The organism is Streptomyces sp. HNM0575 (genome assembly GCF_012726265.1).
Taxonomy (GTDB): domain Bacteria; phylum Actinomycetota; class Actinomycetes; order Streptomycetales; family Streptomycetaceae; genus Streptomyces.
Window position 1 is genome coordinate 258,699 of the sequence record NZ_JAASAG010000007.1, and the last position, 24,269, is coordinate 282,967.

The 24,269-nt window shown below is 69.7% G+C and carries 17 protein-coding genes, 1 tRNA gene and 1 pseudogene; 5 read left to right on the top strand and 14 right to left on the bottom strand.

The window, feature by feature from the left end; translation table 11 throughout:
- Positions 1-231: 231 nt before the first annotated feature.
- From pepN to HCC61_RS18610, 3 genes are all read right to left on the bottom strand, one after another.
- Entirely contained in the window at positions 232-2,820 is a 2,589-nt protein-coding gene (gene pepN, locus HCC61_RS18600; protein ID WP_169136683.1) for an aminopeptidase N, read from the bottom strand.
- A gap of 51 nt (positions 2,821-2,871) precedes the next feature.
- The gene (locus HCC61_RS18605; protein WP_169137016.1) at positions 2,872-3,642 is read right to left on the bottom strand and encodes a transcriptional regulator; all 771 of its coding nucleotides are present in this window, start codon (positions 3,640-3,642) and stop codon (positions 2,872-2,874) included.
- 110 nt (positions 3,643-3,752) lie between these two features.
- Positions 3,753-3,825 (bottom strand) — tRNA-Leu (locus tag HCC61_RS18610).
- A 113-nt stretch (positions 3,826-3,938) separates the two neighbouring features.
- Here HCC61_RS18610 and HCC61_RS18615 point away from each other — a divergent pair.
- On the top strand, positions 3,939-4,643 hold the full coding sequence (locus tag HCC61_RS18615) for a response regulator (RefSeq protein WP_169137018.1): 705 nt from the start codon (positions 3,939-3,941) through the stop codon (positions 4,641-4,643).
- 197 nt (positions 4,644-4,840) lie between these two features.
- On the opposite strand, the gene HCC61_RS18620 is transcribed toward HCC61_RS18615, so the two are convergent.
- The 8 genes and pseudogenes from HCC61_RS18620 to HCC61_RS18655 form a co-directional block, all read right to left on the bottom strand.
- Positions 4,841-5,557, bottom strand: coding sequence for an ABC transporter ATP-binding protein (locus HCC61_RS18620; protein WP_169137020.1), 717 nt, complete (start codon positions 5,555-5,557; stop codon positions 4,841-4,843).
- Entirely contained in the window at positions 5,554-6,507 is a 954-nt protein-coding gene (locus HCC61_RS18625) for an ABC transporter ATP-binding protein (RefSeq protein WP_169136685.1), read from the bottom strand. Before HCC61_RS18625 ends, HCC61_RS18620 begins: the two co-directional genes overlap by 4 nt.
- A 2-nt stretch (positions 6,508-6,509) precedes the next feature.
- Positions 6,510-8,345 (bottom strand): branched-chain amino acid ABC transporter permease, encoded by a 1,836-nt coding sequence (locus tag HCC61_RS18630; protein WP_169136687.1) that lies wholly within the window; start codon positions 8,343-8,345, stop codon positions 6,510-6,512.
- Between the two features lie 5 nt (positions 8,346-8,350).
- Positions 8,351-9,280: a branched-chain amino acid ABC transporter permease gene (locus HCC61_RS18635; RefSeq protein WP_169136689.1), complete on the bottom strand. Its 930-nt coding sequence runs from the start codon at positions 9,278-9,280 to the stop codon at positions 8,351-8,353.
- A gap of 100 nt (positions 9,281-9,380) precedes the next feature.
- Positions 9,381-10,622 carry a branched-chain amino acid ABC transporter substrate-binding protein gene (locus HCC61_RS18640; protein ID WP_169136691.1) on the bottom strand — a complete coding sequence of 414 codons (1,242 nt, stop codon included), beginning with the start codon at positions 10,620-10,622 and terminating at the stop codon, positions 9,381-9,383.
- Between the two features lie 288 nt (positions 10,623-10,910).
- Complete coding sequence (locus tag HCC61_RS18645; protein WP_169136693.1) at positions 10,911-11,642, bottom strand: hypothetical protein; 732 nt, start codon at positions 11,640-11,642, stop codon at positions 10,911-10,913.
- Positions 11,643-12,171: 529 nt separating this feature from the next.
- Positions 12,172-12,699, bottom strand: a complete 528-nt coding sequence (locus tag HCC61_RS18650) for a PaaI family thioesterase (RefSeq protein WP_169136695.1) — start codon at positions 12,697-12,699, stop codon at positions 12,172-12,174.
- A 124-nt stretch (positions 12,700-12,823) separates the two neighbouring features.
- A pseudogene (locus HCC61_RS18655) lies at positions 12,824-13,327 on the bottom strand (hypothetical protein); the annotation flags it as partial.
- Positions 13,328-13,514: 187 nt separating this feature from the next.
- Here HCC61_RS18655 and polA point away from each other — a divergent pair.
- On the top strand, positions 13,515-16,172 hold the full coding sequence (gene polA, locus HCC61_RS18660) for a DNA polymerase I (RefSeq protein WP_169137022.1): 2,658 nt from the start codon (positions 13,515-13,517) through the stop codon (positions 16,170-16,172).
- Between the two features lie 203 nt (positions 16,173-16,375).
- On the top strand, positions 16,376-18,025 hold the full coding sequence (locus HCC61_RS18665; RefSeq protein WP_240969093.1) for a lytic murein transglycosylase: 1,650 nt from the start codon (positions 16,376-16,378) through the stop codon (positions 18,023-18,025).
- Positions 18,026-18,052: 27 nt separating this feature from the next.
- Here the strand turns inward: HCC61_RS18665 and HCC61_RS18670 are convergent, their stop codons facing one another.
- Together HCC61_RS18670 and HCC61_RS18675 are read right to left on the bottom strand one after the other, a co-directional pair.
- Positions 18,053-18,679, bottom strand: coding sequence for a Repetin (locus HCC61_RS18670; RefSeq protein ID WP_169136699.1), 627 nt, complete (start codon positions 18,677-18,679; stop codon positions 18,053-18,055).
- Between the two features lie 369 nt (positions 18,680-19,048).
- Positions 19,049-19,954, bottom strand: coding sequence for a class I SAM-dependent methyltransferase (locus HCC61_RS18675; RefSeq protein WP_169136701.1), 906 nt, complete (start codon positions 19,952-19,954; stop codon positions 19,049-19,051).
- Positions 19,955-20,306: 352 nt separating this feature from the next.
- Between HCC61_RS18675 and rpsA the strand changes: the two genes are divergently transcribed.
- Positions 20,307-21,845: a 30S ribosomal protein S1 gene (rpsA, locus tag HCC61_RS18680; RefSeq protein ID WP_169136703.1), complete on the top strand. Its 1,539-nt coding sequence runs from the start codon at positions 20,307-20,309 to the stop codon at positions 21,843-21,845.
- A gap of 101 nt (positions 21,846-21,946) precedes the next feature.
- Here the strand turns inward: rpsA and HCC61_RS18685 are convergent, their stop codons facing one another.
- Positions 21,947-22,945, bottom strand: a complete 999-nt coding sequence (locus HCC61_RS18685; RefSeq protein ID WP_206322657.1) for a right-handed parallel beta-helix repeat-containing protein — start codon at positions 22,943-22,945, stop codon at positions 21,947-21,949.
- Positions 22,946-23,221: 276 nt separating this feature from the next.
- Between HCC61_RS18685 and HCC61_RS18690 the strand changes: the two genes are divergently transcribed.
- Positions 23,222-24,217, top strand: coding sequence for a PAC2 family protein (locus tag HCC61_RS18690; RefSeq protein WP_346777273.1), 996 nt, complete (start codon positions 23,222-23,224; stop codon positions 24,215-24,217).
- Positions 24,218-24,269 lie beyond the last annotated feature (52 nt).

Genomic DNA, 24,269 nt, shown 5'->3' on the forward strand with positions numbered 1-24,269 from the left:
GGGGTCCAACTCCTCGACGATGTCAGGACGGTGAGAGGACCGTAGGCCTGGACCAATCGTTGGTCAAGACTAAAGTTAAGACTTGAGAAAAGTGCGGCGGACGCCACACTCCCAGGCACGCGAACTGCCCGAACGGGCAGCCCGGAGAGGGCAGTTCCCCCTCCCCCCGCCGAAGCCCGGCGACCCGGGCGAGGAGGCCCCGCCCGCACACCCTCGGCCGGCACGCGCCCCTCAGCCCGCACGCCCCCGCACCCGCAGCGCACGCCGCAGATCATCCAGCTCGTCCACCAACTCCCGCCGCAACGCAGGCGTCACACCCTCCCCCTCCACACACTCCAGCCCACGCTCCAGCACCGACGCCTCGACGACCGTACGAGGAAACGCCCTCCGCCCCACGATCGACGCCACCGCAGCACCACGCCGCGCAGCCACCCCCACCGCATCCGCGAAATACCGCTCCGCGAAACCACCCCCGGCCAGCAACTCCCCCTGCTCCGGCTGCCAGAAGCCCTCAGCCGTCGCCCGCAGCAGATAGTTCGACAGCACGTCGGAGAAGAACATCGCCTCCCACGCCGCCTCCTTGCCGACCGCATCCGGCAACGCCGCCCGGCACCGCGCCGCACCCTCCTCACCGGCAGCACCCGGATCCGCCGCCAGCTCCGCATCGATCTCCGCACCGCCCACCGCACCCAGCACCGACAGACGCAGCAACAACCGCCACCGCAACTCCGCATCCAGCACCGGGCCTCCCGGCACCGCCCCCGCAGCACGCCAGGCGAGCAACTCCCCGGGATCCGACGCGCAGTCCACGAACCGGCGCACCGCCGTCAACCGCAGCCCGTCCCCGTCCACCCCCGCCACAGAGCCCGGCCCTGGCCCAGACGCCGACCCCGCCACAGACCCCGGCGCCGGACCCCCGCCCGCCATCAACTCACGGCACACACCCGCCAACGACTCCAGCGCCCCACCACGCCGCCCCACCGGCAGATAACGGTCCACCACCACATCACGCGCGAACCCCAGCACACCCTCCACCACCGCAACCTCCGGCTCGGCCACGGCATGATCACGCACCGCCTCCAGAAACTCCCCCGGCGGCAACTCCCCGTCCCGCACCATGTCCCGCGCCGCGCCCCACACCACCGCACGCGACAACGCATCAGGAAGACCCGACAACGCCCCCCGCACCGTCCCCCACGAAACCCCGTCCAGCCGCACCTTCGAATACGTCAGATCCCCGTCGTTCACCAACAGCAGATCAGGCCGCGGACCCCCGGCCACCACCACCGACTCCGCCTCGTCCGCCCCCACATCACGAGCCACCCGCTCCCGCAACACCAGCCGCCCGCGCTCCGCCGGCGCCACATCGTAAAGACCCAGCTCCAAACGGTGCGGACGGCTCCCCTCATGCCCCAGCGCCACCGACCACTGCCCACTGCCCTCCGACACCCGCGCCGAAAGAACATCCACCCCCGACGAACGCAGCCAGCGCTCCGCCCAGCCCTGCACATCACGATCCGACGACTCCGCCAGCGCCCCCACGAAATCCGCCAGCGACGCATTGCCGAAACGATGCCGCGTCAAATGCCTGTTGACCCCCGCCAGGAAATCCTTCTCACCCAGCCACGCCACCAACTGACGCAGCACCGACGCACCCTTCGCATAAGAGATCCCATCGAAATTCAGCAACGCCGAAGCCGTGTCCCGCACCGACCCCGGCCCCGGAGCCACCGGATGAGTCGACGGCCGCTGATCCGCGTCATAACCCCACCCCTTGCGCTGCACCGCGAAATCCGTCCACATCCCCGAAAAACGCGTCGCATCACCCAACGCCCAGTACCCCACGAACTCCGCGAACGACTCGTTCAGCCAGATGTCGTCCCACCACCGCAGCGTCACCAGATCCCCGAACCACATGTGCGCCATCTCATGCGCCACCGTCACACCGCGCGAACGCCGCTGAAGCTCCGTCACCGCCCCGCGGAACACATACGTGTCCGCCAACGTCACGAGCCCCGGATTCTCCATCGCCCCCGCGTTGAACTCCGGCACGAACGCCTGGTCATAGGAGTCGAACGGATACGGCTCGTCGAACAACTCGTGATAGCGGTCGAAACACCTCCGCGTCACCTCCAGCAGCTCCCCGGCATCCGCATCGAGCGACTCCGCCAGCGAACGACGCACATGCAGACCGAACGGCAACCCCGCATGCTCCGTACGCACCGAGTGATACGGCCCCGCCACCACCGCCACCATGTACGTACTCACCCGCCGCGTCGGCGCACACACCCAACGCCCCGGACCCGCCTTCCGCGCCACCCCGTTCCCCAGCACCGTCCACTCGTCCGGCGCCGACACCGAAACCTCGAACACCGCCTTCAGATCGGGCTGATCGAAACACGCGAAGACCAGCGGCGCGTTCGCCAGAAAGCACATCGAATACAGATACACGCGCCCGTCGGCCGGATCCGTGAACCGGTGCATCCCCTCACCGACCCGCGAAAACCCCATCCGCGCCTCGACACGCAGCTCATGAACCCCCTCCGCCAGACCCCGCAGCCACAACCGCCCGTCCGCGAACGCAGCCCCCGTATCCAACGCCACCCCGTCCAGCTGAGCCCCCAGAAGCTCCGCCGGACGCACCTCCACGAACGAATCCGCACCGCCGCGCCCCTCCTTCACGGAGAAGCGCACGGTCGACACCGACCCGAACACCTCCTCGCCGCACGTCAGATCGAGATCGACGGCATACCGCTCCACATCGAGAAGCCCGGCCCGGATCTGCGCCTCGTCGCGCGTCAGTGATGGCATGCGCGCCATGCTCCCGCAGCCGGCGCGACGCCCGCACCGGAGTAAGAGGGGAGCAACGGCTCAGTATTTGGCCCCGACGTGCGCGTCCATCAACGCGACGGACGCACGGCGGGCGACGGAGATGTTCAGCGGTTCGCAGTCGCGGGCCAGGGTGGACCACTCGACGCCGACCGCGTCCAGCGCGTCGGTGTAGATCCGTCTGATGTCGCCGGACTTGTTGGTGAAGAAGTACCGCGGATACTCATAGCGCTTGCGCCTGCCCGCCACCATGCGCGTCGTCCAGTTGACGATGCGGCATCCGTCGGAGTGGACGAGCCCGCGAACGAGGTCCCAGGGATGCAGATCGGCTATCTCCTGCTGCCAGTTCCGGAGCCGGATGCGCCTCTCGTGCTTTCTGCCGGGTCCGTGCTGGGGGAAGAGACACGGCCAGTGCGGGTTGTAGGCCGTGACCATGACGCAGCCCTGCGCCCGGACGCGGAAGACCTTGTTGCAAGGACGGACTCTCTTCACGGCACGTGCGCACTCCTCGATGAGCCCGGGCCAGGAGTTGGAGCACGCGATGCGCAGGGAGTAGGTCCGTGCGAGGCGGCTGACGCAGCCGTCGCCGAGGTAAAGGCCCAGCAGATAGGCGTAGTTGGGGGCGTCCGGCGGAGGCGCGGGGACGAGCGCGCATCTGGAGCACTCAGCGGCGCCGGGGCGTACCGGAAGGAGCCGGGTCTGCCAGGAGCGGATCGCCGCGCGAGAGATGCCCGTCTGCCTGCTCACCGAGTTGAGGCTGCGCCCCTGAGCGACGAGAGCCAGGGCCTGCCTGCGGATCGTGATGTCGTACATGAACGCGAGCTTCGCGAGCGCATGTAGGACGGGCAGGAAATCGAGGCTGCGTTCCCACGCGTGAGCGAAGATCAGCGATATCGCTTGCAACCTAAGATTTGAAGGTGAAGTGCCCCGGGTCGGATTCGAACCGACACTGTATGGGTTTTGAATCCATCGACTCTGCCGTTGGTCTACCGGGGCGAAGCGCAAATCGAAGGTTCGCGACCACCTGCTGTGCGACCACCTTACAGGACCCCGGTACCCTCGTACCTCCCACCTGTGCGGAAACGAGGAGCCCAGTGAGCACCGCGGACATCCCCGAGCCCGAGAACTCCGACGCCGGCGCCCCCGGTGCCGACGAGGTCGCGCACGTGCCGCCGCTGACCACGCGTGTGGTGATCGCGGAGGACGAGGCGCTGATCCGGATGGATCTCAAGGAGATGCTGGAGGAGGAGGGCTACTCGGTCGTCGGTGAGGCCGGTGACGGGCGGCGCGCGGTGGAGCTGGCGCGTGAGCACCGTCCGGATCTGTGCATCTTCGATGTGAAGATGCCGGTGCTGGACGGGATCTCGGCGGCGGAGAAGGTCGCGGAGGAGAGCATCGCGCCGGTGCTGATGCTGACTGCCTTCTCGCAGCGTGAGCTGGTGGAGCGGGCGCGGGACGCGGGCGCGATGGCGTATCTGGTGAAGCCGTTCAGCAAGAGCGACGTGGTGCCGGCGATCGAGATGGCGGTGTCGCGGTTCACGGAGCTGCGTGCGCTGGAGAAGGAGGTCGCGGATCTCTCCCAGCGGCTGGAGACGCGGAAGTTGGTGGACCGGGCGAAGAGCGTGCTTCAGACGCAGTACGGGCTGACGGAGCCGGCTGCGTTCCGGTGGATACAGAAGACGTCGATGGACCGGCGGTTGTCGATGCAGCAGGTCGCGGAGGCCGTGATCGCCGACGGCGAGGAGCGCAAGCAGCAGAAGGCGCAGGGCCGGAAGGACCAGCAGGGGGCACGGAAGGATCAGCAGGGCGAATAGGGCCGGCGCAGCGGGCCCGGTCGGTGGGAGCAGCGCCGCGGGCAGCAGGGCCGGGCAACGTACGAGCCGGGCCGGGCAGGGCCGGGCAACGTGCGAAGGGGCCGCCTCTCACCGAGGGGCGGCCCCTTCGTGTCCGGTTCGTGTCCGGTTCGTGTCCGGTCCCGTTCGTGTCCGGTCCGGCTCGTGTCCGGCCCGGTTCAGTCCTCGCCGAGGTAGGCCTTGCGTACGGACTCGTCGTGCATGAGCTCCTGGCCGGTGCCGGAGAGGGCGATGGTGCCGATCTCCATGACGTGGCCGTGGTCGGCGAGGGAGAGCGCGGCCTGGGCGTTCTGTTCGACGAGGAGGATCGTCGTGCCCTGTGCCTTGAGCTCGGTGATGGTCTCCATGATCTTCTGCATCATGATCGGGGAGAGGCCCATGGAGGGTTCGTCGAGCATGAGCAGCTTGGGCTGGGACATCAGTGCGCGGCCCATGGCGAGCATCTGCTGTTCCCCTCCGGAGAGGGTGCCGGCGGCTTGGCTGCGGCGTTCGCCGAGGATGGGGAAGAGGCTGTAGGCGCGGTCGATGTCGCGTTGGACGCCTGCCGTGTCTTTGCGCAGGAACGCGCCGAGTTGGAGGTTTTCGGTGATGGTGAGGCGCGGGAAGATGCGGCGGCCTTCGGGGGAGTGCGCCAGCCCCTTGGCGACGATCTTGTGCGCGCCCATGTCGTTGATCACTTCGCCGTCGAACGTGATCTTTCCGGCGAGGGGTTTGAGCAGGCCGGAGAGGGTGCGCAGGGTGGTGGTCTTTCCGGCGCCGTTGGTGCCGATGAGGGTGACGACCTGGCCTGCGTCGACGGTGAAGGAGATGCCTTTGACGGCTTCGATCTTGCCGTAGGCGACGCGGAGGTCTTCGACTTCGAGGAGTGGCATCAGGACCGCTCTCCCTTCGGGGTCTCGTCGCTCGCGGTGGCGGGGCCGCCCGCGGGACCGTCCGCCGTGCCGCCGGTCGCTCCGCCCGCGGTCGCCCTCTCGGCTTCGCGTACTTCGGCGGCTTCGGCTTCGCCCGGTTCGCCTTCGAAGGGTGTGCCGAGGTAGGCGGCGATGACGCGTTCGTCGGCCTGGACGGTCTCGGGTGAGCCTTCGACGAGTTTTGCGCCTTGTACGAGGACGGCGACGCGGTCGCAGAGGTTGAAGATGAAGCGCATGTCGTGCTCGATGACGAGTACGGCGGTGCCCTTTTCCCGTACGGCGAGTACGAGGTCGCGGGTGGCGCTGGTCTCGGACGCGGTCATGCCCGCGGTGGGCTCGTCGAGGAGCAGCAGGCCGGGTTCGCTGGCGAGGGCGCGGGCGATCTCCAGCTTGCGCTGTTCGCCGTAGGGGAGGTTGCGGGCGAGGTGTTCGCGTTTGGCGGCGAGGCCGGTGAACTCGAGGAGTTCCATGGCTCGTTCTTCGGAGGTGCGTTCGGCTTTGCGGAAGCCGGGGCCGCGCAGGAGTGCGGAGAGCAGTCCTTCCTTGGTGCGGGTGTGGCGGCCGACGAGGACGTTCTCCAGGACGGTCATGTTGGAGAACAGGCGGATGTTCTGGAAGGTGCGGGCGATGCCGGCCTTGGTGACGAGGTGGGAGCGGTGGGGCAGCACCTTGCCCTTGTAGGCGACTTGGCCCTCGGTCGGTATGTAGAGGCCGGTGAGGCAGTTGAAGAAGGTGGTCTTTCCGGCTCCGTTGGGTCCGATGAGGCCGACGATCTCGCCGCTGTCGACGCTGAGGTCGACGTCGTGCACGGCGGTGAGGCCGCCGAAGCGCATGGTGACCCCGGTGGCCCGCAGTACGTCGGTGCGTGCTGCGGGCGCGGCGTCCCGGGCGCCGGTGGTGGTCGTGGTGGTCATCGTCATGCCTCCGTCTTGCTGAGGCCGGGGCCGCCGGTGGGTACGTCGAGCTGGCCGGTCTCGTGGAATTCGAGTTTCTTGCGGCGGTCGGCGAGGAGACCTTCGGGGCGGTAGCGCATGAGGACGATCAGTGCGAGGCCGAAGAGGAGGAGTTGGTAGTCGCCGATGAACTGGAGCTTGGCGGGGATCAGGTAGAGCAGCGAGGCGCCGACGAGGGGCCCGGAGACGGTTCCCATGCCGCCGAGGATGACGGCGGCGAGGAGGAACGCCGAGTTGGGCGGTACGACTTCGACGAACTGGTACTGCTCGGGTGTCACGGACGAGGTGACGTGTGCCTGGACGGTGCCTGCCATTCCGGCGAGGGTGGCTCCGAGTGCGAAGGCGATGAGTTTGACGCGGAAGCCGTTGATGCCCATGGCGCGTGCGGCGGTCTCGTCTTCGCGTACGGCGACCCAGGCGCGGCCGATGCGGGAGCGGTCGGCGCGGCGGAAGATCGTCACGATGATGATCGTGAAGAAGAGCATGAGCAGGTAGTAGTTGGCGAACGGGCCGATGTCGACGCCGAAGAGGGTGTGGTCCTCGCCGAGGTTGAAGCCGAAGATCACCAGGTCGGGGATGTTGGCGATGCCGTTGGCCCCGTTGGTGACGGACGGTCCGGAGGATCCGTCGAGGTTCTCCATGCCGATGCGGAAGATCTCGCCGAAGCCGAGGGTGACGATGGCGAGGTAGTCCCCGTGGAGGCGGAGCGTGGGGGCGCCGATGACGACGCCGAATACGAGTGAGGCTCCGGCGCCGGTGAGGACGGCGGCCCAGAAGGGGAATTGGACGCCGAGCACGGAGGTGTCGGATCCGGATACGAGGGCGGCTGCGTAGGCGCCGACGCCGAGGAAGGCGACGTATCCGAGGTCGAGGAGTCCGGCGAGGCCGACGACGACGTTGAGGCCGAGTGCGACGGTGGCGAAGATCAGGATGTTGGCGGCGACGGAGGTGTACTGGTCGCTGCTCTGGGTGAAGGGGAAGCACGCGGCGGCGACGAAGGCCGCGGTGAAGGTGATGTTGCGGTGCTTGGCCGTGAGTTTGGAGAGCCGTTGGCTGAGTCCGGCGCGTGCGAGGGCGGTGGCGGCGAAGCCGACGAGGATGAGGTAGCCGATGAACAGTTCGCCGTACGGGGTGTCGATGCCGTAGGTGAAGACGAGCAGTCCGATGCCGAACATGACGGCGATGGTGAGGAGTTCGGCCCAGCCGGGCAGTTCGCGCGCGGGCGGGGCCGGGGGTGCCTTGAGCGAGTGGCGGAGGCGCTGCCAGGCGCCGGGGGCGCGCAGTGCGGGGTCCGCGGGGTCGAAGGGCTGGTCGGCGCGGAGTCCCAGGGCGCCGACGACGGTGACGAGGCTCGCGATCACTGCGACCCACATGCCGGGTTCGAAGTTGACGAGCCCGCCGAGTACGACGGCGATGGCGCCGGCGCTGAACCAGGCGACGCCGAGTGTGCCGAGTGCCAGCAGCACGACGGGTGCGGTCTTGCCGCCGGGTGTGAGCCAGCGCAGTCCGCGTACGCCGCTGCCGGAGAGCAGTGCGGCGAGGGTGAGGAGGGACCCGATGAGGGTGAGGGTCTGGAGGTCGACGGGTGAGCCGTAGTAGGTGAGGTCGCCGGGGAATTCGGCGGTCCAGGTCCAGGCGAGCATGGTGCTCGCGAAGGTGCCCGCGGCGCCGGCGGCGGTGAGGATGCGTGCGGCCTTGGGCGGCAGTGGCAGGGTGCCGGGCGCGCCGGTGGGGTCGAGCGGTGCGGCGGGTGCGGCGGGTGCGGTGGTGGTTCCCGTTCCGGGGTCGGTGGTTGCCATCGCTATCACGCCCTGTCCGCGATGCGTTCGCCGAGCAGGCCCTGCGGTCGTACGAGGAGCACGAGGATCAGCAGGACGAATGCCCATACGTTCTTCCAGGCGCCGCCGCCGAAGAGTTCCATGCCGGGGATGTGTTCGATGTAGGCGGTGGCCAGTGATTCGGCGAGGCCGAGCACGACGCCGCCCACCATGGCTCCGTAGATGTTGCCGATGCCGCCGAGCACGGCCGCGGTGAAGGCCTTGAGGCCGAGGATGAAGCCGATCTTGAAGTCGATCTGGCCGTACTTGAGTCCGTAGGCGATGGCCGCGACTCCGCCGAACGCGGCGCCGATGGCGAACGCGGTGACGATGATGCGGTCGGTGTTGATGCCCATCAGCTTCGCGGTGTCGGGGTCCTGCGAGGTGGCCTGCATGGCGCGGCCGGTGCGGGTCTTGGCGACGAAGAAGCCGAGGGCGATCATGCACACGGGTGCGGCTATGAGCAGGAAGAGCTCGCCGCGCTGGATGTTGGCGCCGAGGATGTGGATGCTGCCGCCGCTGAACTGCGGGAAGGTGCGGGCCTTCTTGGCGTCGGGGTAGAAGCTCCAGATCAGCTGCTGGAGCATGATCGACAGGCCGATCGCGGTGATGAGCGGCGCGAGCCGGGGTGCGTTGCGCAGCGGCCGGTACGCGAAGCGTTCGGCTCCGATGCCGACGAGCACGGACACTCCGACCGCCATGACGAGCATGACGGGCAGGGCGAGTGCGAGTGCGGTGCCCTGGGGCAGGAGCAGCCACGCGGTGAGGCCGCCGAAGGCCCCGAACATGACGATCTCGCCGTGGGCGAAGTTGATGAGCTGAACGATGCCGTAGACCATCGTGTATCCGATCGCGATGAGGCCGTACATCGCGCCGAGGATGAGTCCACTGGCCAGTTGCTGCGGCAGGTCGTTCACCGCGGGGCCTCCGAGTGGGTGTCTGTATACGGCCGCGCGGGGGCGCTGTGTGCGTCCCCGCGCGGCGTAGTGGTGGTGGTGAACGGGGCGGTCGCCCGGCTCAGTTCGCTTCGAAGGTGCCGGTCTTGACGGGCTTGTGCTCGCCGTTCTTGACCTGGTACAGCGAGAGCTGCTTGTTGGTGGTGTCGCCGAACTCGTCGAAGCCGACCTTGCCGCTGACGCCGTCGAACTTGACGTCCTGCATGGCCTTGACGACCTGCTCGCGGGTGTCGTTCATGTCCTCGGGCAGCTTGCCGTCGTTCTTCTCGGCGACGGCCTTGACGGCCTGGACGACGGCCCACGTGGCGTCGTAGGCGTAGCCGCCGTACGCCTCGTAGGGCAGGTTGTAGCCGGCGGCCTTGTAGTTCTTGGTGAACTCCTTGGCGCTGTCGAGGGTTTCGAGCGGGGCGCCGACGGAGGAGGCGATGTCGCCTTCGGAGTTCTTCTTGGCGAGCTTGACGTACTCGGCGCTGAAGAGGGCGTCGCCGCCGACGACGGGGCCCTTGAGCCCGGCCTTCTTGGCCTGGTCGGCGAGGGGCGCGCCGGCGGGGTACTCGCCGCCGTAGTAGACGAAGTCGGGCTTGGCCTCGGCGACCTTGTTGGCGACCGCGGTGAAGTCCTTCTCCTTGGGGTCGACGTGGTCGGTGCCGACCACCTTGCCGCCGAGGTCTTCGAACTCCCCCTTGAAGGTGGCGGCGAGGCCCTTGCCGTAGGTCTTCTTGTCGTCGATGACGTAGACCTTCTTGAGCTTCTTCTCGTTGTACATGTACTGCGCCGCGTACGGGCCCTGGATGGCGTCCGTGGTGGAGGTGCGGAAGTACGTCTTGAAGGGCCGCTGCTTCTTGCCGGTGCGCCACTTGGTGCCCTGCGTCAGCTCGGGCGCGGTGTTGGCGGGGGAGACCTCGACCAGGCCGGCCTTGTCGAAGACCTTCTGCATGGACTGGCCGACGTTGGAGTTGAGGGGGCCGACGGCGCCTACGACCTTGTCGTCCGCGACGAACTTGTTGGCGTTCTGCTGGCCGGAGGCCGGCTGAGCGGCGTCGTCGAGGGCCTGGAGCTTGAAGGTGACGCCGTCGACTTCGTTCTTCTTGTTGGCGGTCTTCACGGCGAGGTCGGCGGAGTTCTTGATGCCCTGGCCGAGTGCCGAGAGATCTCCCGTGAGCGGGGCGTCGAGACCGATGGTCACGGTGGCCTTGTCGCCACTCTTGCCGCCGCTGTCGTCGCCGCGTGAACCGCAGGCGGACAGCGTGAGGGATCCCGCGGCGACCGCGGTGGTGATGATGAGCAATGAACGGTGGCGCACGATCAGTCCTTTCCCCTGGCGCGGCCTTCGGAGATGAAGGGCCGTGTCGCGCGCCGGGCGCCCCTGAAGCGCTGCTGTTCAGAGACTCGCACTGCACACCCGGCTGCGCGGTGACTGGCGGTGACTCTATGGCCGGGGGATCGCGGGGGGCAGAGGGGCCGGGCAAGGTGTGACGTTCTTGTTATTGAGATCCGACCGAGGTGTGCCCGTACGGGAACACACGGGAGTTCTCCCGCTGTGTCGCGCGTGTAGCGGACACATTTCGTGGGTGCGAATCAGCAGATCGTTTCAGGGGTCCGGGGTGGAGGCGGTGTCGTCGCGTCCGCAGAGCGTCCGGAATGCGTGCGTCAATGCGTCGGCGTAGCGGTCTCCGGGGATGACGCTCAGCTCCTGCCGCGCGCGGTCGTTACGAAGGGTCACGTTCAGGAAGGGGGACCGGGCACGGACGGGCACGCGCCGGCAGTCGGTGACCTTCGCCTTGAGGACGAGCGTCCGCGGTGTGCCGGGCACGACGGTCACGGGGGAGCGGCCGTCGAGTGCCAGGTCGACGGCTTCGTAGCCCTGGTCGACGCCGAGCACGGAGAACTGCGAGGTGGCGGCGGCGCGCAGCTCGACGGTGAAGGTGCGGCGGGCCCGGTCGGAGACGGCGAGCCGGTCGAAGGTGATGTGTGCCGTCTGCGCGGGGTAGGGCAGCCGCCTGGCGGTGGCCGAGGGTGCGTCGGACTCGGGCGGCGGCTGCGGCTGCCGGTCGGACTGCCACCAGGAGCCGGGCGCCTCGGGCTGCGCCACGACCAGGTAGCCGGCGGTGGCGAGCAGCGCGAGGGCGAGGGCCGCCGCGGCGGTGCGGCGCGTTCGTACGGGGAGGCCGTACCAGACCTCGCCGAGTCCCGGGGCCTCGCGGCCGGAGACCAGCATGTCGCCGGGCGGACGCGGCGGGCCGACGGTGCCGCCGGGTGGCCGCGGCATGCCGGACGGTGCCTGCATGCCCGGCGGTTGGCGCATGCCGGGGGGTGGGCGCATGCCGGGCGGTCCCTGGGGTCCGGGCGGTCCCGGTGGTCCGTGGGGTCCCGGTGTGCGCTGTGTCCACGAGGTGGGCGGCTGCGGCGGTGCGGGCCGGTGGGTCTGCGCGGCCGGCCGTTGCCGTAGCGGATACAGGCGCCGCGCCCACGACCGGGCCGGGTACGGCGCCTGCGGCGGTCTTCCCGGAGGCGGGGCCTGAGCCGGTCCCTGGGGCGGCACTTGGGGCGGGGTCTGCTGCGGCACCTGCGGCGGCACCGGGGGCATGTCCTCGGCCCCGGCGCGGTACGGCACCTGCGGCTGCGCCCGGCGCGACAGCCGTGGCGGACCCGGAGACCGGAACGGCGGGGACTGCGTCCGGGCCGGAGGCGGCTGCATCGGGGCCGGGGGCGGGGCCGGTGGCGGCTGCGGCACCTCGCCGCCCGCCGCGGCCCCGGACTCACCGGGTCTTCGCGCGGCGTCCGCGCCCCGGGCCCGTCTCTCGCCCCGTCTTTCCCCCCGCCTGCGTCCGGTGCCTCCCATGTGCGGGAAGCTAGCGGCCTTCCGGCGGAGTGGCCAGAGTCCCGGCGCCGGTCCCCGCATCGGTCCCGGCACCGTCCGCGCCCGCGGGTGCGTCGCGCAGCAGACACGTCAGGCGCGCCGTGCACACGCGCTTGCCGTCCTCGTCGGTGATGACGGTCTCGTACGTCGCCGTGGAGCGCCCCCGGTGCACCGGCGTCGCCGTCCCGGTGATCAGCCCGGAACGGATGCCGCGGTGGTGCGTGCAGTTGAGGTCGACGCCGACGGCGAGCTTTCCCGGCCCGGCGTGCAGCATCGCGCCGACCGAGCCGAGCGTCTCGGCGAGCACGGCGGAGGCGCCGCCGTGCAGCAGCCCGTACGGCTGGGTGTTGCCCTCCACGGGGAGCGTGCCGGTGACCTCATCGGGAGAGGCGTACAGGATCCGCAGGTCCATCCGCTCGCCGAGGTGTCCCGCGGAGAAGAGGGCGGGCAGGTCGAGGCCGAGGCCCGCCCACTCGTCGACGATCTCCTGCGGGAACGTGGTCCTGGTGTGCTCGCCCATGGGCAGCGGCTCCGATCACCATGCGGGACCGGCCCGTCCGGCGCCTCCCGGGGGCGGGCGCACGTACGGCGGACCGGTCGGGTCAGCTGTACCGCACCGTCCTATCAGCTCACTGAGCGCGCGCTCAGGCCGGAGTGACGCGGATCACCGGTGACTTGCTCGCCGGGGTGCTGCCGACGTCGGCGGTGGCGTCCGGCGGGACCGGCACGTTCGTCTCCGGGTAGTAGGCCGCCGCGCATCCGCGGGCCGTCGGATGGTGCACGACGCGGAAGCCGCGCGCGGTACGGGTGCTGCCGTCCGTCCACTCGCTGGTCAGGTCCGCGTACGAGCCGTCGTCGAGGCCGAGGGCCGTCGCGTCCTCCTCGTTGACGAGTACGGCGCGGCGCCCGTTGCTGATGCCCCGGTAACGGTCGTCGAGGCCGTGGACCGTGTTGTCGTACCGGTCGTGCGAGCGGAGCGTCCGGAGCAGCAGCCGCCCCTGCGGTACGCGGGGCCAAGTGACGGGCGCCGCGGTGAAGTTGGCCTTCCCCGTTGCGGTGGGGAAGCGCCGCTCGTCGCGCGGCGCGTGCGGGAGCGTGAAGCCGCCGGGACGCGCGGCGCGTTCGTCGTGGTCCTCGAAGCCGGGCACGTTTCAGGCCCGCTTCGGGCGCACCCCGGGTGGTCGCCGTGTGCGCGCCGTGTACGGGACGGGTGCGCGCCGAGCGGCCGGGACCGGGTTGTCGGTGGCGCGTGGGAGGATCGGAAACGTGACTGAGAAGGCATCGAAGAAGGCACCGAAGAAGGCCTCGCAGCAGAAGGCACCGCGCCTGCTCCTGATGGACGGGCACTCCCTCGCCTACCGCGCGTTCTACGCCCTGCCCGTGGAGAACTTCTCCACCACCACGGGCCAGACGACGAACGCGATCTACGGCTTCACATCGATGCTGTCGAACACACTGCGTGACGAGGAGCCGACGCACTTCGCGGTCGCCTTCGACGTCTCCCGCAAGACCTGGCGCTCCGCGGAGTTCACGGAGTACAAGGCGAACCGCTCCAAGGCGCCGGACGAGTTCAAGGGCCAGGTGGAGCTGATCGGCGAGCTGCTGGACGCGATGCGGGTGCCCCGCTTCGCAGTTGAGGGCTTCGAGGCCGACGACATCATCGCCACGCTCACCACGCAGGCCACCGCCGAGGGTTTCAAGGTCTCCATCGTCACCGGCGACCGGGACGCCCTCCAGCTCGTCAACGACGACGTCACGGTGCTCTATCCGACGAAGGGCGTCTCGGAGCTGACGCGCTTCACCCCGGAGAAGGTCTTCGAGAAGTACGGGCTGACGCCCGAGCAGTATCCGGACTTCGCCGCGCTGCGCGGCGACCCGTCCGACAACCTCCCCGGCATCCCGGGCGTGGGCGAGAAGACGGCCACGAAGTGGATCAGCCAGTTCGGTTCCTTCGCCGAGCTGTCGCGCCGCGCGGAGGAGGTGAAGGGCAAGGCCGGTGAGAATCTGCGGGCGCACCTGGAGTCCGTGACGCTCAACCGCCATCTCACCGAGCTGGTGCGCGACGTCGAACTCACCAGCCGCCCCGAGGACTTGGAGCGCCTCGCCTACGACCGCGACACGCTGAACGTCGTGCTGGACGCCCTGGAATTCCGCCATCAGAACTTCCGGGAGCGGCTGTTCGCCGTCGACCCCGGCGCGCAGGAGGAGGAGACCGCCCCCACCGCGGAGGGCGTGGAGATCGACGGCACCGTGCTCGGCCCCGGCGAGCTGACCGGCTGGCTGGACGAGCACTCGGACGGCCCGCTCGGCCTGGCCACCGTCGACGTGTGGAAGCTGGGCGCCGGCAGCGTCAGCGAGATCGCCCTCGCCGCCGCGGGCGGCCCGGCCGCCTGGTTCGACCCGGCTGAGCTGGACGAGGCGGAGGAGAAGGCGTTCTCCTCGTGGATCGCCGACGCCGGCCGTCCGAAGGTCGTCCACGACGCCAAGGCGATCATGCGGGTCTTCGCCGAGCACGGCTGGAGCGTCGACGGCGTCACGACGGACACGGCGCTCGCCGCGTATCTCGACAAGCCGGGCCGCCGCTCCTTCGACATGGACGCGCTGTCGGTGGAGTATCTGGGCCGCGAGCTCGGCCCGGCCGACGCGGGCGGCGGCCAGCTGGCGTTCGGCGTGGACGAGCAGGCCGAGGCCCAGGCGCTGATGCTCAAGGCCCGTACGATCCTCGACCTCGGCGACGTCCTGGAGGACAGGCTCCGGCAGGTCGGAGCCGCCGATCTGCTGCGCGACCTGGAGCTGCCGACGTCGGCGGTGCTGGCGCGGATGGAGCGCGCCGGGATCTGCGCCGACCGCGAGTGGCTGACGAGTCTGGAGCAGCAGTTCGCCGACGCCGCCGAGCAGGCGGTCAAGGACGCACATGCCGCCGTGGGCCACGAGTTCAACCTCGGCTCGCCCAAGCAGCTCCAGGAAGTGCTCTTCGGCGAGCTGGGCCTTCCCAAGACCAAGAAGACCAAGACCGGCTGGACGACCGACGCCGACGCCCTGGCGTGGCTCGCCGCGCAGACCGAGCACGAGCTGCCGATGCTGATGCTGCGCTACCGGGAGCAGCAGAAGCTGCGCACCACGGTCGAGGGCCTGATCAAGACCATCGCCCCCGACGGCCGCATCCACACCAGCTTCAGCCAGACCGTCGCCGCGACGGGCCGCCTCTCCTCCACCGACCCCAACTTGCAGAACGTGCCGATCCGTACGGACGAGGGCCGCGCCATCCGCCGTGCCTTCCGCGTCGGCGAGGGGTACGAGACGCTGATGACGGCGGACTACAGCCAGATCGAGCTGCGCGTGATGGCGCACATGTCGGACGACGAGAAGCTCATCGAGGCCATCACCTCCGGGGAGAATCTCCACACCACGGTCGCCTCCCAGGTCTTCGACGTCACCGAGGCCCAGGTCGACGCCGAGATGCGCCGCAAGATCAAGGCCATGTCGTACGGACTGGCCTACGGGCTCTCCGCCTTCGGCCTCTCCCAGCAGCTCGGCATCACACCGGACGAGGCCCGCAAGCTGATGGACGACTACTTCGAGCGCTTCGGCGGAGTGCGCGACTACCTGCACCGAGCCGTCGCCGAGGCCCGCGCCACCGGATACACCGAGACCATCAAGGGCCGCCGCCGCTATCTCCCCGACCTCAACAGCGACAATCGCCAACGCCGCGACATGGCCGAGCGGATGGCGCTCAACGCACCGATCCAGGGCACCGCCGCCGACATCGTCAAGCTGGCGATGCTGCGCGTGGACGCCGCGCTGCGTGCGGAGAAGCTGCGTTCGCGGATGCTGCTCCAGGTGCACGACGAGATCGTGCTGGAGATCGCCCCCGGTGAGCGGGAGGCGGTGGAGGAGCTGGTGTGCCGCGAGATGGCCGGCGCGGTCTCGCTGCGTGCGCCGCTGGACGTGTCGGTCGGCGTGGGCGACGACTGGGAGTCCGCCGCGCACTGAACGGGCGGCACGGATCGCGGATCGAGTCCGGGGGCCGTACGCCCGGTCAGCGGCCGTACGCACGGTACGGGCCGAACCCGGCCCCGGCCGCGGCCTGTTGCCCGGCCCACGTCCGCCGTTGCCCCCGACCGGCAGACGGCGCACGGGAGTTGTCGTAGGGTCGCCGTGTCGAGCACAGCAGGACAGAGCAGGGGGTCCGGCACATGGCGCGGTATCGCGGGTTTCTCAGCAGCGGCAGAGTGCTCCGCCGCGGTGTGACCGGCACGGCCCTCGCCGCGGCGACGATGGCCGCGCTGACCGCGTCGCAGGCGCCCGGCGCCGAAGTGGACCACCGCACCGGCGACGCCGGCAAGGAGCGCCCCGACGACGTACGGCCCGACCGGCCGGGCGACGACTCGTACCACACCGAGCTGCCGCCCCTGGAGTCCCCGGCGCCGCCCCGCACTTCACCCGGCCCGTCCGAGTCCGGCATCCCGGCGTCCGTCCTCGCCGCGTACAAGATGGCCGCCCGCTCCCTCGCCGCCTCCGACCCCGCGTGCGGGCTGCGCTGGGAGCTGCTCGCCGCGATAGGCAAGGTCGAGTCGGGGCAGGCGCGCGGCGGAGCGGTCGACAAGGAGGGCACCACCCTCAAGCCGATCCTGGGCCCGGTGCTCAACGGTTCGCGCTACGCCCGCATTCACGACACCGACGGCGGCCGCCTCGACGGCGACAAGCGCTTCGACCGGGCCGTGGGGCCCATGCAGTTCATACCCTCGACGTGGTCGCGCTGGAGCGCCGACGGCAACGGCGACGGACAGCGCGATCCCGCCAACATCCAGGACGCCGCCCTGGCCGCCGCCGGCTATCTCTGCGCCGGGCAGCGGGACTTGGAGACGAAGTCCGGCCTGCACCGCTCGATCCTCAGCTACAACGACTCCGGGGCGTATCTGCGCACCGTCCTCGCCTGGTACGACTTCTACCGCAAGGGCACCCACGAGATCCCCGACGGCACGGGACCGCTTCCCGACTCCCCGGGCGCGGGCGTCACCGAGGGCACCGGCAAGGGCAAGCACGGGGGCAAGGGCAAGGGCTCCCACGACGGTTCCGGATCGCACAAGCCCGGCAAGGGCGGCGGAAAGGGCGACGGCGGCAGCGGCGGCGGTGACGACTCGCACGCTCCCGCCCCCGGCACCCCCACCGCTCTGAAGCCGGTGCTGGCCGGCCCCCTCACCGCCTACACGGGGGAGAAGTTCGAGCAGCGCCCCCGCGTACGGGCCGTCGACAAGTCGGGCAAGGCCGTCGACGGCGTCCGCGTCAAGTACACGATCAAGGGCAGCACCGGCGCCCGGTTCCCCGGAGACAAGACCGAGGCCACCATCCCCACCGGCGCCGACGGCACCGCCTCCGCGCCCGTCATCGACGCGGGGAAGCGCGCGGGCGACTTCACCGTCACCGCCACCGCCGTCGGCCACGACCTGTCCGCCGCGACGATGAACGCCACCGTCTCCCCGAAGTACACCTTCGCCCGCACCCCCGATGGCCCGCTGAAGGCCCCGGTGGACTCGGAGTTCACCGAGATCAAGGTCAAGCTCGAACACGAGAAGGAAGCCGCCGCGGGCGTGCCGGTCACCGCCACCCTGATCGACAAGAGCGGCAAGGAGAACACCAAGGGCCCTTATTTCAAGGACCTGTTGGGCAACCCGGTCCGCAACCGCGCCGGTCTCAGCACCGGCGCGGGCGGAGTGTTCGGCGAGAAGGGAGTGCTCGAGCTGCCCGCCGTCCACACCGACGGCCACACCGGCACCTTCACCCTCCGCCTCACCACCGAGGACGGCTCCACGTACGACATCCCCCTCACCGTCACCGAAAAGTAGTCGGCGGCATCCGCGGCAGCGGGGACGTCAGCCGTCGTCGGTCGGATAGTCGAACTTCCAGGGCAACACCCTGAAGTCGCCCGTGCCGCGCCGGACTTTCTCGTACGGTGCCGAACTCGCGCACTTCGCCAGTTCGTCGGGCTGGTCCGGCGTGCCGCCGTATGGGGCCCAGCTGTAGCCGACCCGGTCGCGGCCGCCCCGGTCCTGGACGGTGAACCCGACCCGCTTGCCCAGGATCTGCGGCAGGTCGGTTCCGGTGACGACGCCGGTGACGGTCGCCACCTTGCCGCCCGTCATCAGACAGTCGATGTGCCCTTCCGCGTACGCGCCCTTGCCGCCCGGCTTGTCGAGGTGGACGAAGCGGAACGTTCCCGTGGCCCGGGAAGGGTCGTTCCTGTCGGCCGCCGCGAGATGGGCGTCGAAGGTGAAGGTGACGTCCTCCGTGGTCTTGCGGAACATCTTCGCGCTGCCGGTGAGCGCGGCAGCCTCCCGTCCCTGGGAATCCGGACGGCCGTGTCCGGCCTGACGCGTTGCACCGGCCCCGGCACCGGCACCGGTGGCCGTGGCCGCCCCCGCCCCTGAAAACCCTGTGACCATCAGCAGCGTGGCCCCGAGCGCGATTACGCGGGTGGTGTTCATGACTCTGCGGTTCAAGTGGGCTCCCCCTCCGACGTGCTCGCCCGGTACGTCCGGACCCCAACAGGGTGCTGCGGAACGGTGGTTCGCCGCGTCGTCCCGCGGTCGTCAGGTGAACTCCCCCTCCGGACGGTGAAATGCCACGGCACTGCTCCTGCGGACCGACGGGTCGTGCGACCACGGGCGCATGAGCGGCCTCCCTGCACCGGGCCGCCCGGCCGGTCTTGTGCGGTCAGCCGACGACGGCCGCGAGGGAGCACATCGAATCTCTCGCCCGGAGGTACCTCGGTGCGCCGTGTTCCCGGCACGGGGCGGAGGACCGTGGCGGACCCCCGTCCGGAAACCGCCACCCACCGCCCGGCGCATCCGTCACGTGTGCGGGTCGTGTCACTGTCCTTCGTCGCGCTCGCAGACGAAGATCGCCGTCCCCGGGATCAGCCGCCCCCGCAGGGGCGACCAGCCGCCCCACTCCTGCGTGTTCCAGTCCGGCCACTCCGGTTCGACGACGTCCAGCAGCCGGAAGCCCGCGTCCACCAGGTCCCGCACCCGGTCGCCCATGGTGCGGTGGTGCTCGACATAGACCGCGCGCCCCTGCTCGTCCTCCTCCACATACGGAGTCCGGTCGAAGTACGAGCCGATCAGCGTCAGCCCCTCCGGCCCCGGCTCGTCCGGCAGGGCCCAGCGCACCGGATGCGTCACCGAGAACACCCAGCGCCCGCCCGGCTTCAGCACCCGCCGCACCTCCCGCAGCACACGCACCGGATCGGCGACGAACGGCAGCGCCCCGTACGCCGAGCAGGCCGCGTCGAACGAGCCGTCGGCGAACGGCAGCGCCCGCGCGTCGGCCTCCACCAGCGGCAGAGACGCCCGCCGCCCCGTGCCGTCACCGCCGCCGATCCGCAGCGCGTGCTGAAGCTGCCGGTGCGAGAGGTCCAGCGCCACGGGAAGCGCACCCTGGGCGGCAAGCCACCGCGAGCACTGCGCCGCCCCGGCCCCCACCTCCAGCACCCGCAGGCCGCGCAACTCCCCGGCCGCACCGAGCAGTCGCGCGTCCGCCTCGTCCAGCCCCTCGGGGCACCACACGAAGCGGGCGTCGCCGAGGAAGGCGCCGTGGTCGTCCTGGTACTCGTCGGCGTTCCGGTCCCACCAGCCGCGGTTCGCCCGGCTGCTCTCGGCGCCTCCGGCGTCCCGGCGCACGGCCGCCGGCTCGGCTTCCGCCTCCGCTCCGGGCCCGTGGGCGGCCTGCGCCGCGTGGGCCGTCGTGAAGTTCCTGCCGCCGTCGTATTGGATCATCGGGCCCGCCGCCGTACTCTCAGAGCTATAACTTGTCGCCGTGGGGGCTCAGGGACGCCGCTCAGTGCCGCAAGGGGTGCACGCTGTTACGGGCGCGCCGGTTATGGGACGTTCCACCCCAGCTGTGCTCTTTCGCGCATTGACCATGCCCAGTGGCCCCCGTATGCTACAAGTTGCGCTGCGGGCCTGCGTGCCTCGGACGGAGCAGGCCGCGCTCGCATCGGTGGTGTATCCCCTCGGGTCTGTGGCTCTCAAGGCTGTGTCCGGCTGGCGTGCATGCGCGGTGCGATAACGGGCTCTCGGCGTAGCAGGACCTACGACTTCATGTCCGTACCCGGAGACCCTTTCACACATGACGAGCAGCACCGAGACCACCGCCACCAGTCCGCAGGTTGCGGTAAACGACATCGGTTCCGAGGAAGCCTTCCTCGCCGCGATCGACGAGACGATCAAGTACTTCAACGACGGCGACATCGTCGACGGCGTCATCGTGAAGGTCGACCGGGACGAGGTCCTGCTCGACATCGGTTACAAGACCGAAGGCGTCATCCCGTCCCGCGAACTGTCGATCAAGCACGACGTCGACCCCAACGAGGTCGTTGCCGTCGGTGACGAGATCGAGGCCCTCGTTCTCCAGAAGGAGGACAAGGAGGGGCGCCTGATCCTCTCGAAGAAGCGCGCGCAGTACGAGCGTGCGTGGGGCACCATCGAGAAGATCAAGGAAGAGGACGGCATCGTCACCGGCACCGTCATCGAGGTCGTCAAGGGCGGCCTCATCCTCGACATCGGCCTGCGGGGCTTCCTGCCGGCCTCCCTGGTCGAGATGCGCCGTGTCCGCGACCTTCAGCCGTACGTCGGCAAGGAGCTCGAGGCGAAGATCATCGAGCTCGACAAGAACCGCAACAACGTGGTTCTCTCCCGCCGTGCCTGGCTGGAGCAGACGCAGAGCGAGGTCCGCCAGACCTTCCTCACCACCCTCCAGAAGGGCCAGGTGCGCTCCGGCGTCGTCTCCTCCATCGTCAACTTCGGCGCCTTCGTCGACCTTGGCGGTGTGGACGGACTGGTCCACGTCTCCGAGCTGTCCTGGAAGCACATCGACCACCCCTCCGAGGTCGTCGAGGTCGGCCAGGAGGTCACGGTCGAGGTCCTGGACGTCGACATGGACCGCGAGCGCGTCTCCCTGTCGCTCAAGGCGACTCAGGAAGACCCGTGGCAGCAGTTCGCCCGTACGCACCAGATCGGCCAGGTCGTTCCCGGCAAGGTCACGAAGCTGGTTCCGTTCGGCGCGTTCGTCCGCGTCGACGAGGGCATCGAGGGCCTGGTCCACATCTCCGAGCTGGCCGAGCGCCACGTGGAGATCCCGGAGCAGGTCGTCCAGGTCAACGACGAGATCTTCGTCAAGGTCATCGACATCGACCTGGAGCGCCGCCGCATCAGCCTCTCGCTGAAGCAGGCCAACGAGTCCTTCGGCGCCGACCCGACCACGGTCGACTTCGACCCGACGCTCTACGGCATGGCCGCGTCCTACGACGACCAGGGCAACTACATCTACCCCGAGGGCTTCGACCCCGAGGCCAACGACTGGCTGGAGGGGTACGAGAAGCAGCGCGAGGAGTGGGAGCGCCAGTACGCCGAGGCGCAGCAGCGCTTCGAGCAGCACCAGGCGCAGGTCATCAAGTCCCGCGAGGCCGACGAGCAGGCGGCTGCCGAGGGTGCCGGTTCCGGCGGCGGCAACGCCCAGCCCCAGCAGGGCGGCGGCAACTCCGGCGGCGGCCAGGCAGGCGGCTCCGGTGGCTCGTACTCCTCCGAGACGAACGACGACTCCGGTGCGCTCGCATCGGACGAGGCCCTGGCGGCGCTTCGCGAGAAGCTCGCAGGCGGCCAGAGCTGACCGCTCGCTTACCGCGTGAGCGGTAGCTGACGAACAGCGGATGGGGCCCGCTCCTTCACGGAGCGGGCCCCATCTTTGCGTTGTCCCTGCGTCCGGCCGGTTCAGTCGGAGACGGGGACTCCGGGGTTGGTGAGGCCCTTTCCACCGGTGACGCTGTTGTCGCGGGTCACCGTCGCCGGGCAGCTCTTCGCGTCGTAGTTGACGACGTTGATGGCGTACTGGCCGTCGCCCTTGGCGCCGCTCAGGTCGGAGGAGTTGCCGTGGAAGACGGTGCCGCAGCCCCAGCCCTTCACCGCGTCGTGGACCTCGAAGCCGTTGTTGGTGGTCTTGCGGCCCTTGTTGTTCTCGACGAGGACGTCGTTGCCCTTGATGTCCACCCAGGAGTCGTCGTAGTTGGCGCCGGTGAGTCCGCTGCCGTCGAAGGTGTTGCCGATGATCTGTGCTCCGGTGGTGCCTTCCTTGATGTCGATGTTCTCGCCGCCGATGCCCGGGCCGAGGGTGTTGTTCTTGATGACCACGCCGTCGCTCTTGTCGCTGGTGCCGCCCGCGCTGCCGACGTAGACCCCCTCGCCCATGCCGCGACCGTTCTTCCCGGTGTCGCGCACCGTCGAGTCGGTGATCGATCCGTCGGAGCTGGACTTGCGCCAGTGCACACCCTCCATGTCGAGGTCGTGCACGGTCACGCCGTCGATGTGCACGCCGTTGGAGGCGTCCATCACGATGCCCTTCTGGCCGCCCGTGACCGTGAACCCGTGGAGCTTCCAGTTGGAGGCGCCCTCCAGGTGGAGCCCGTAGCCGCCGCTCGCTGTCAGTACGGCGTCGGCGGAGCCGGTGAGTGTGATGGGTGCGCTCTTGCTGCCGGCGTTGGTGGTCTCGAAGTTGCCCTTGTAGGTGCCGGCGGCGAGTTCGATGGTGTCGCCTGCCTTGGCGCTCGTGAGGGCGTCCTTGAGTTCGTCGGCGTTCGAGACGCTGATTACGGCGGCCGTCGTGCTGCCGGAGCCGGAGGGTGTTCCGGCCGCTGCTGAGGCGGCGGCGAAGGCGCCGGCGCCCACTACGACGGTGGCGGCCGTCGCTGCGGAGACGAGTCGGGGGATGCGCATGGGGGGCTCCTCAGGAAGGGAAGTCAGGGTCTGGCGGTCACATATGAGAACGCCAGACGTGAATGTGAACTGCGGTTGCCGAGGAAAGTAGAGCCGCCGCATCAGGCCGTCAAGGCGGGGGCGAGGATGAGTCAGGAAACTTCGCGTTCTGGCGCGAAGGCATCGCCCCGGTCCGCTTCCGCCGTGGGGAATGCCCGTGGCCCTTCCCGCCGTTGTCCCGGGAGAACGCAACAAGAAGGGGCGCCAGCAGTGCTTGAATCGCACAGTGGGCAGAGCGTGTACGCCTGGGATGAGAGCGGACTGGAAGCAGTCGACGCTGTCATCGAGGGACCTGACGGCGCCGGGCTGGTGATGCTCTATCAGTTCGAGGGCTTCATGGACGCGGGCGAGGCGGGGGAGCAGATCGTCCAGCGCCTGAGGGAGACGCAGCCGTACGAGACCGTCGCGCGCTTCGACACCGACCGCCTGGTCGACTACCGCGCACGGCGACCGACGATGACCTTCCGCCGTGACCAGTGGGTCTCCTACGACACTCCGCGGCTGGATCTGCGTCTCGTACGGGATGCGACGGGCGTGCCGTTCCTCCTGCTGTCCGGGCCCGAACCGGACGTGCAGTGGGAGAGCTTCACGGCGGCCGTGGCCGAGATCACCGAGCGTCTGGGAGTGCGTCTGGCACTCAACTTCCACGGCATCCCGATGGGTGTTCCGCACACCCGTCCCGTGGGCCTCACTCCGCACGGCACGCGTACGGATCTCGTGCCGGGACACCGTCCCCTCTTCGAGGAGGCCGAGGTCCCCGGCAGCGCGGCCGGGCTGATCGAGATGCGGCTGGCGGAGGCCGGTCACGACGTGCTGGGCATCGTCGCGCACGTACCGCACTATGTCGCGCGGTCGCCCTACCCGGACGCGGCTCTCGTCATCGTCGAGGCCGTCACGTCCGCTACGGGTCTGGTGCTGCCCGACATCGCGCACGCGCTGCGCAACGAGGCACTCAAGACGCAGAACGAGATCGAGCGGCAGCTCGCCGAGGGCGACGAGGACCTGGTCGCCGTCGTACGGGGACTTGAGCAGCAGTACGACGCGATGGCCGGCGCGGAGAGCCGGGGCAGTCTGGTAGCCGAGCCCGGTGAGCTGCCGTCCGCCGACGAACTGGGAGCGGTCTTCGAGCGCTTCCTCGCCGAGCGCGAAGGCGAAGGCGGCGGGAGCGGCGCAGGAGGCGGTGGCGGCGGCGCCGACGGGAGCGGCGGCTCGGGCGGGGACAGCGTGAACTGACCGCTCGGATCACCTGGCCGTGGCCGGGTTCGGTACGGCGTATAGCGTGGCC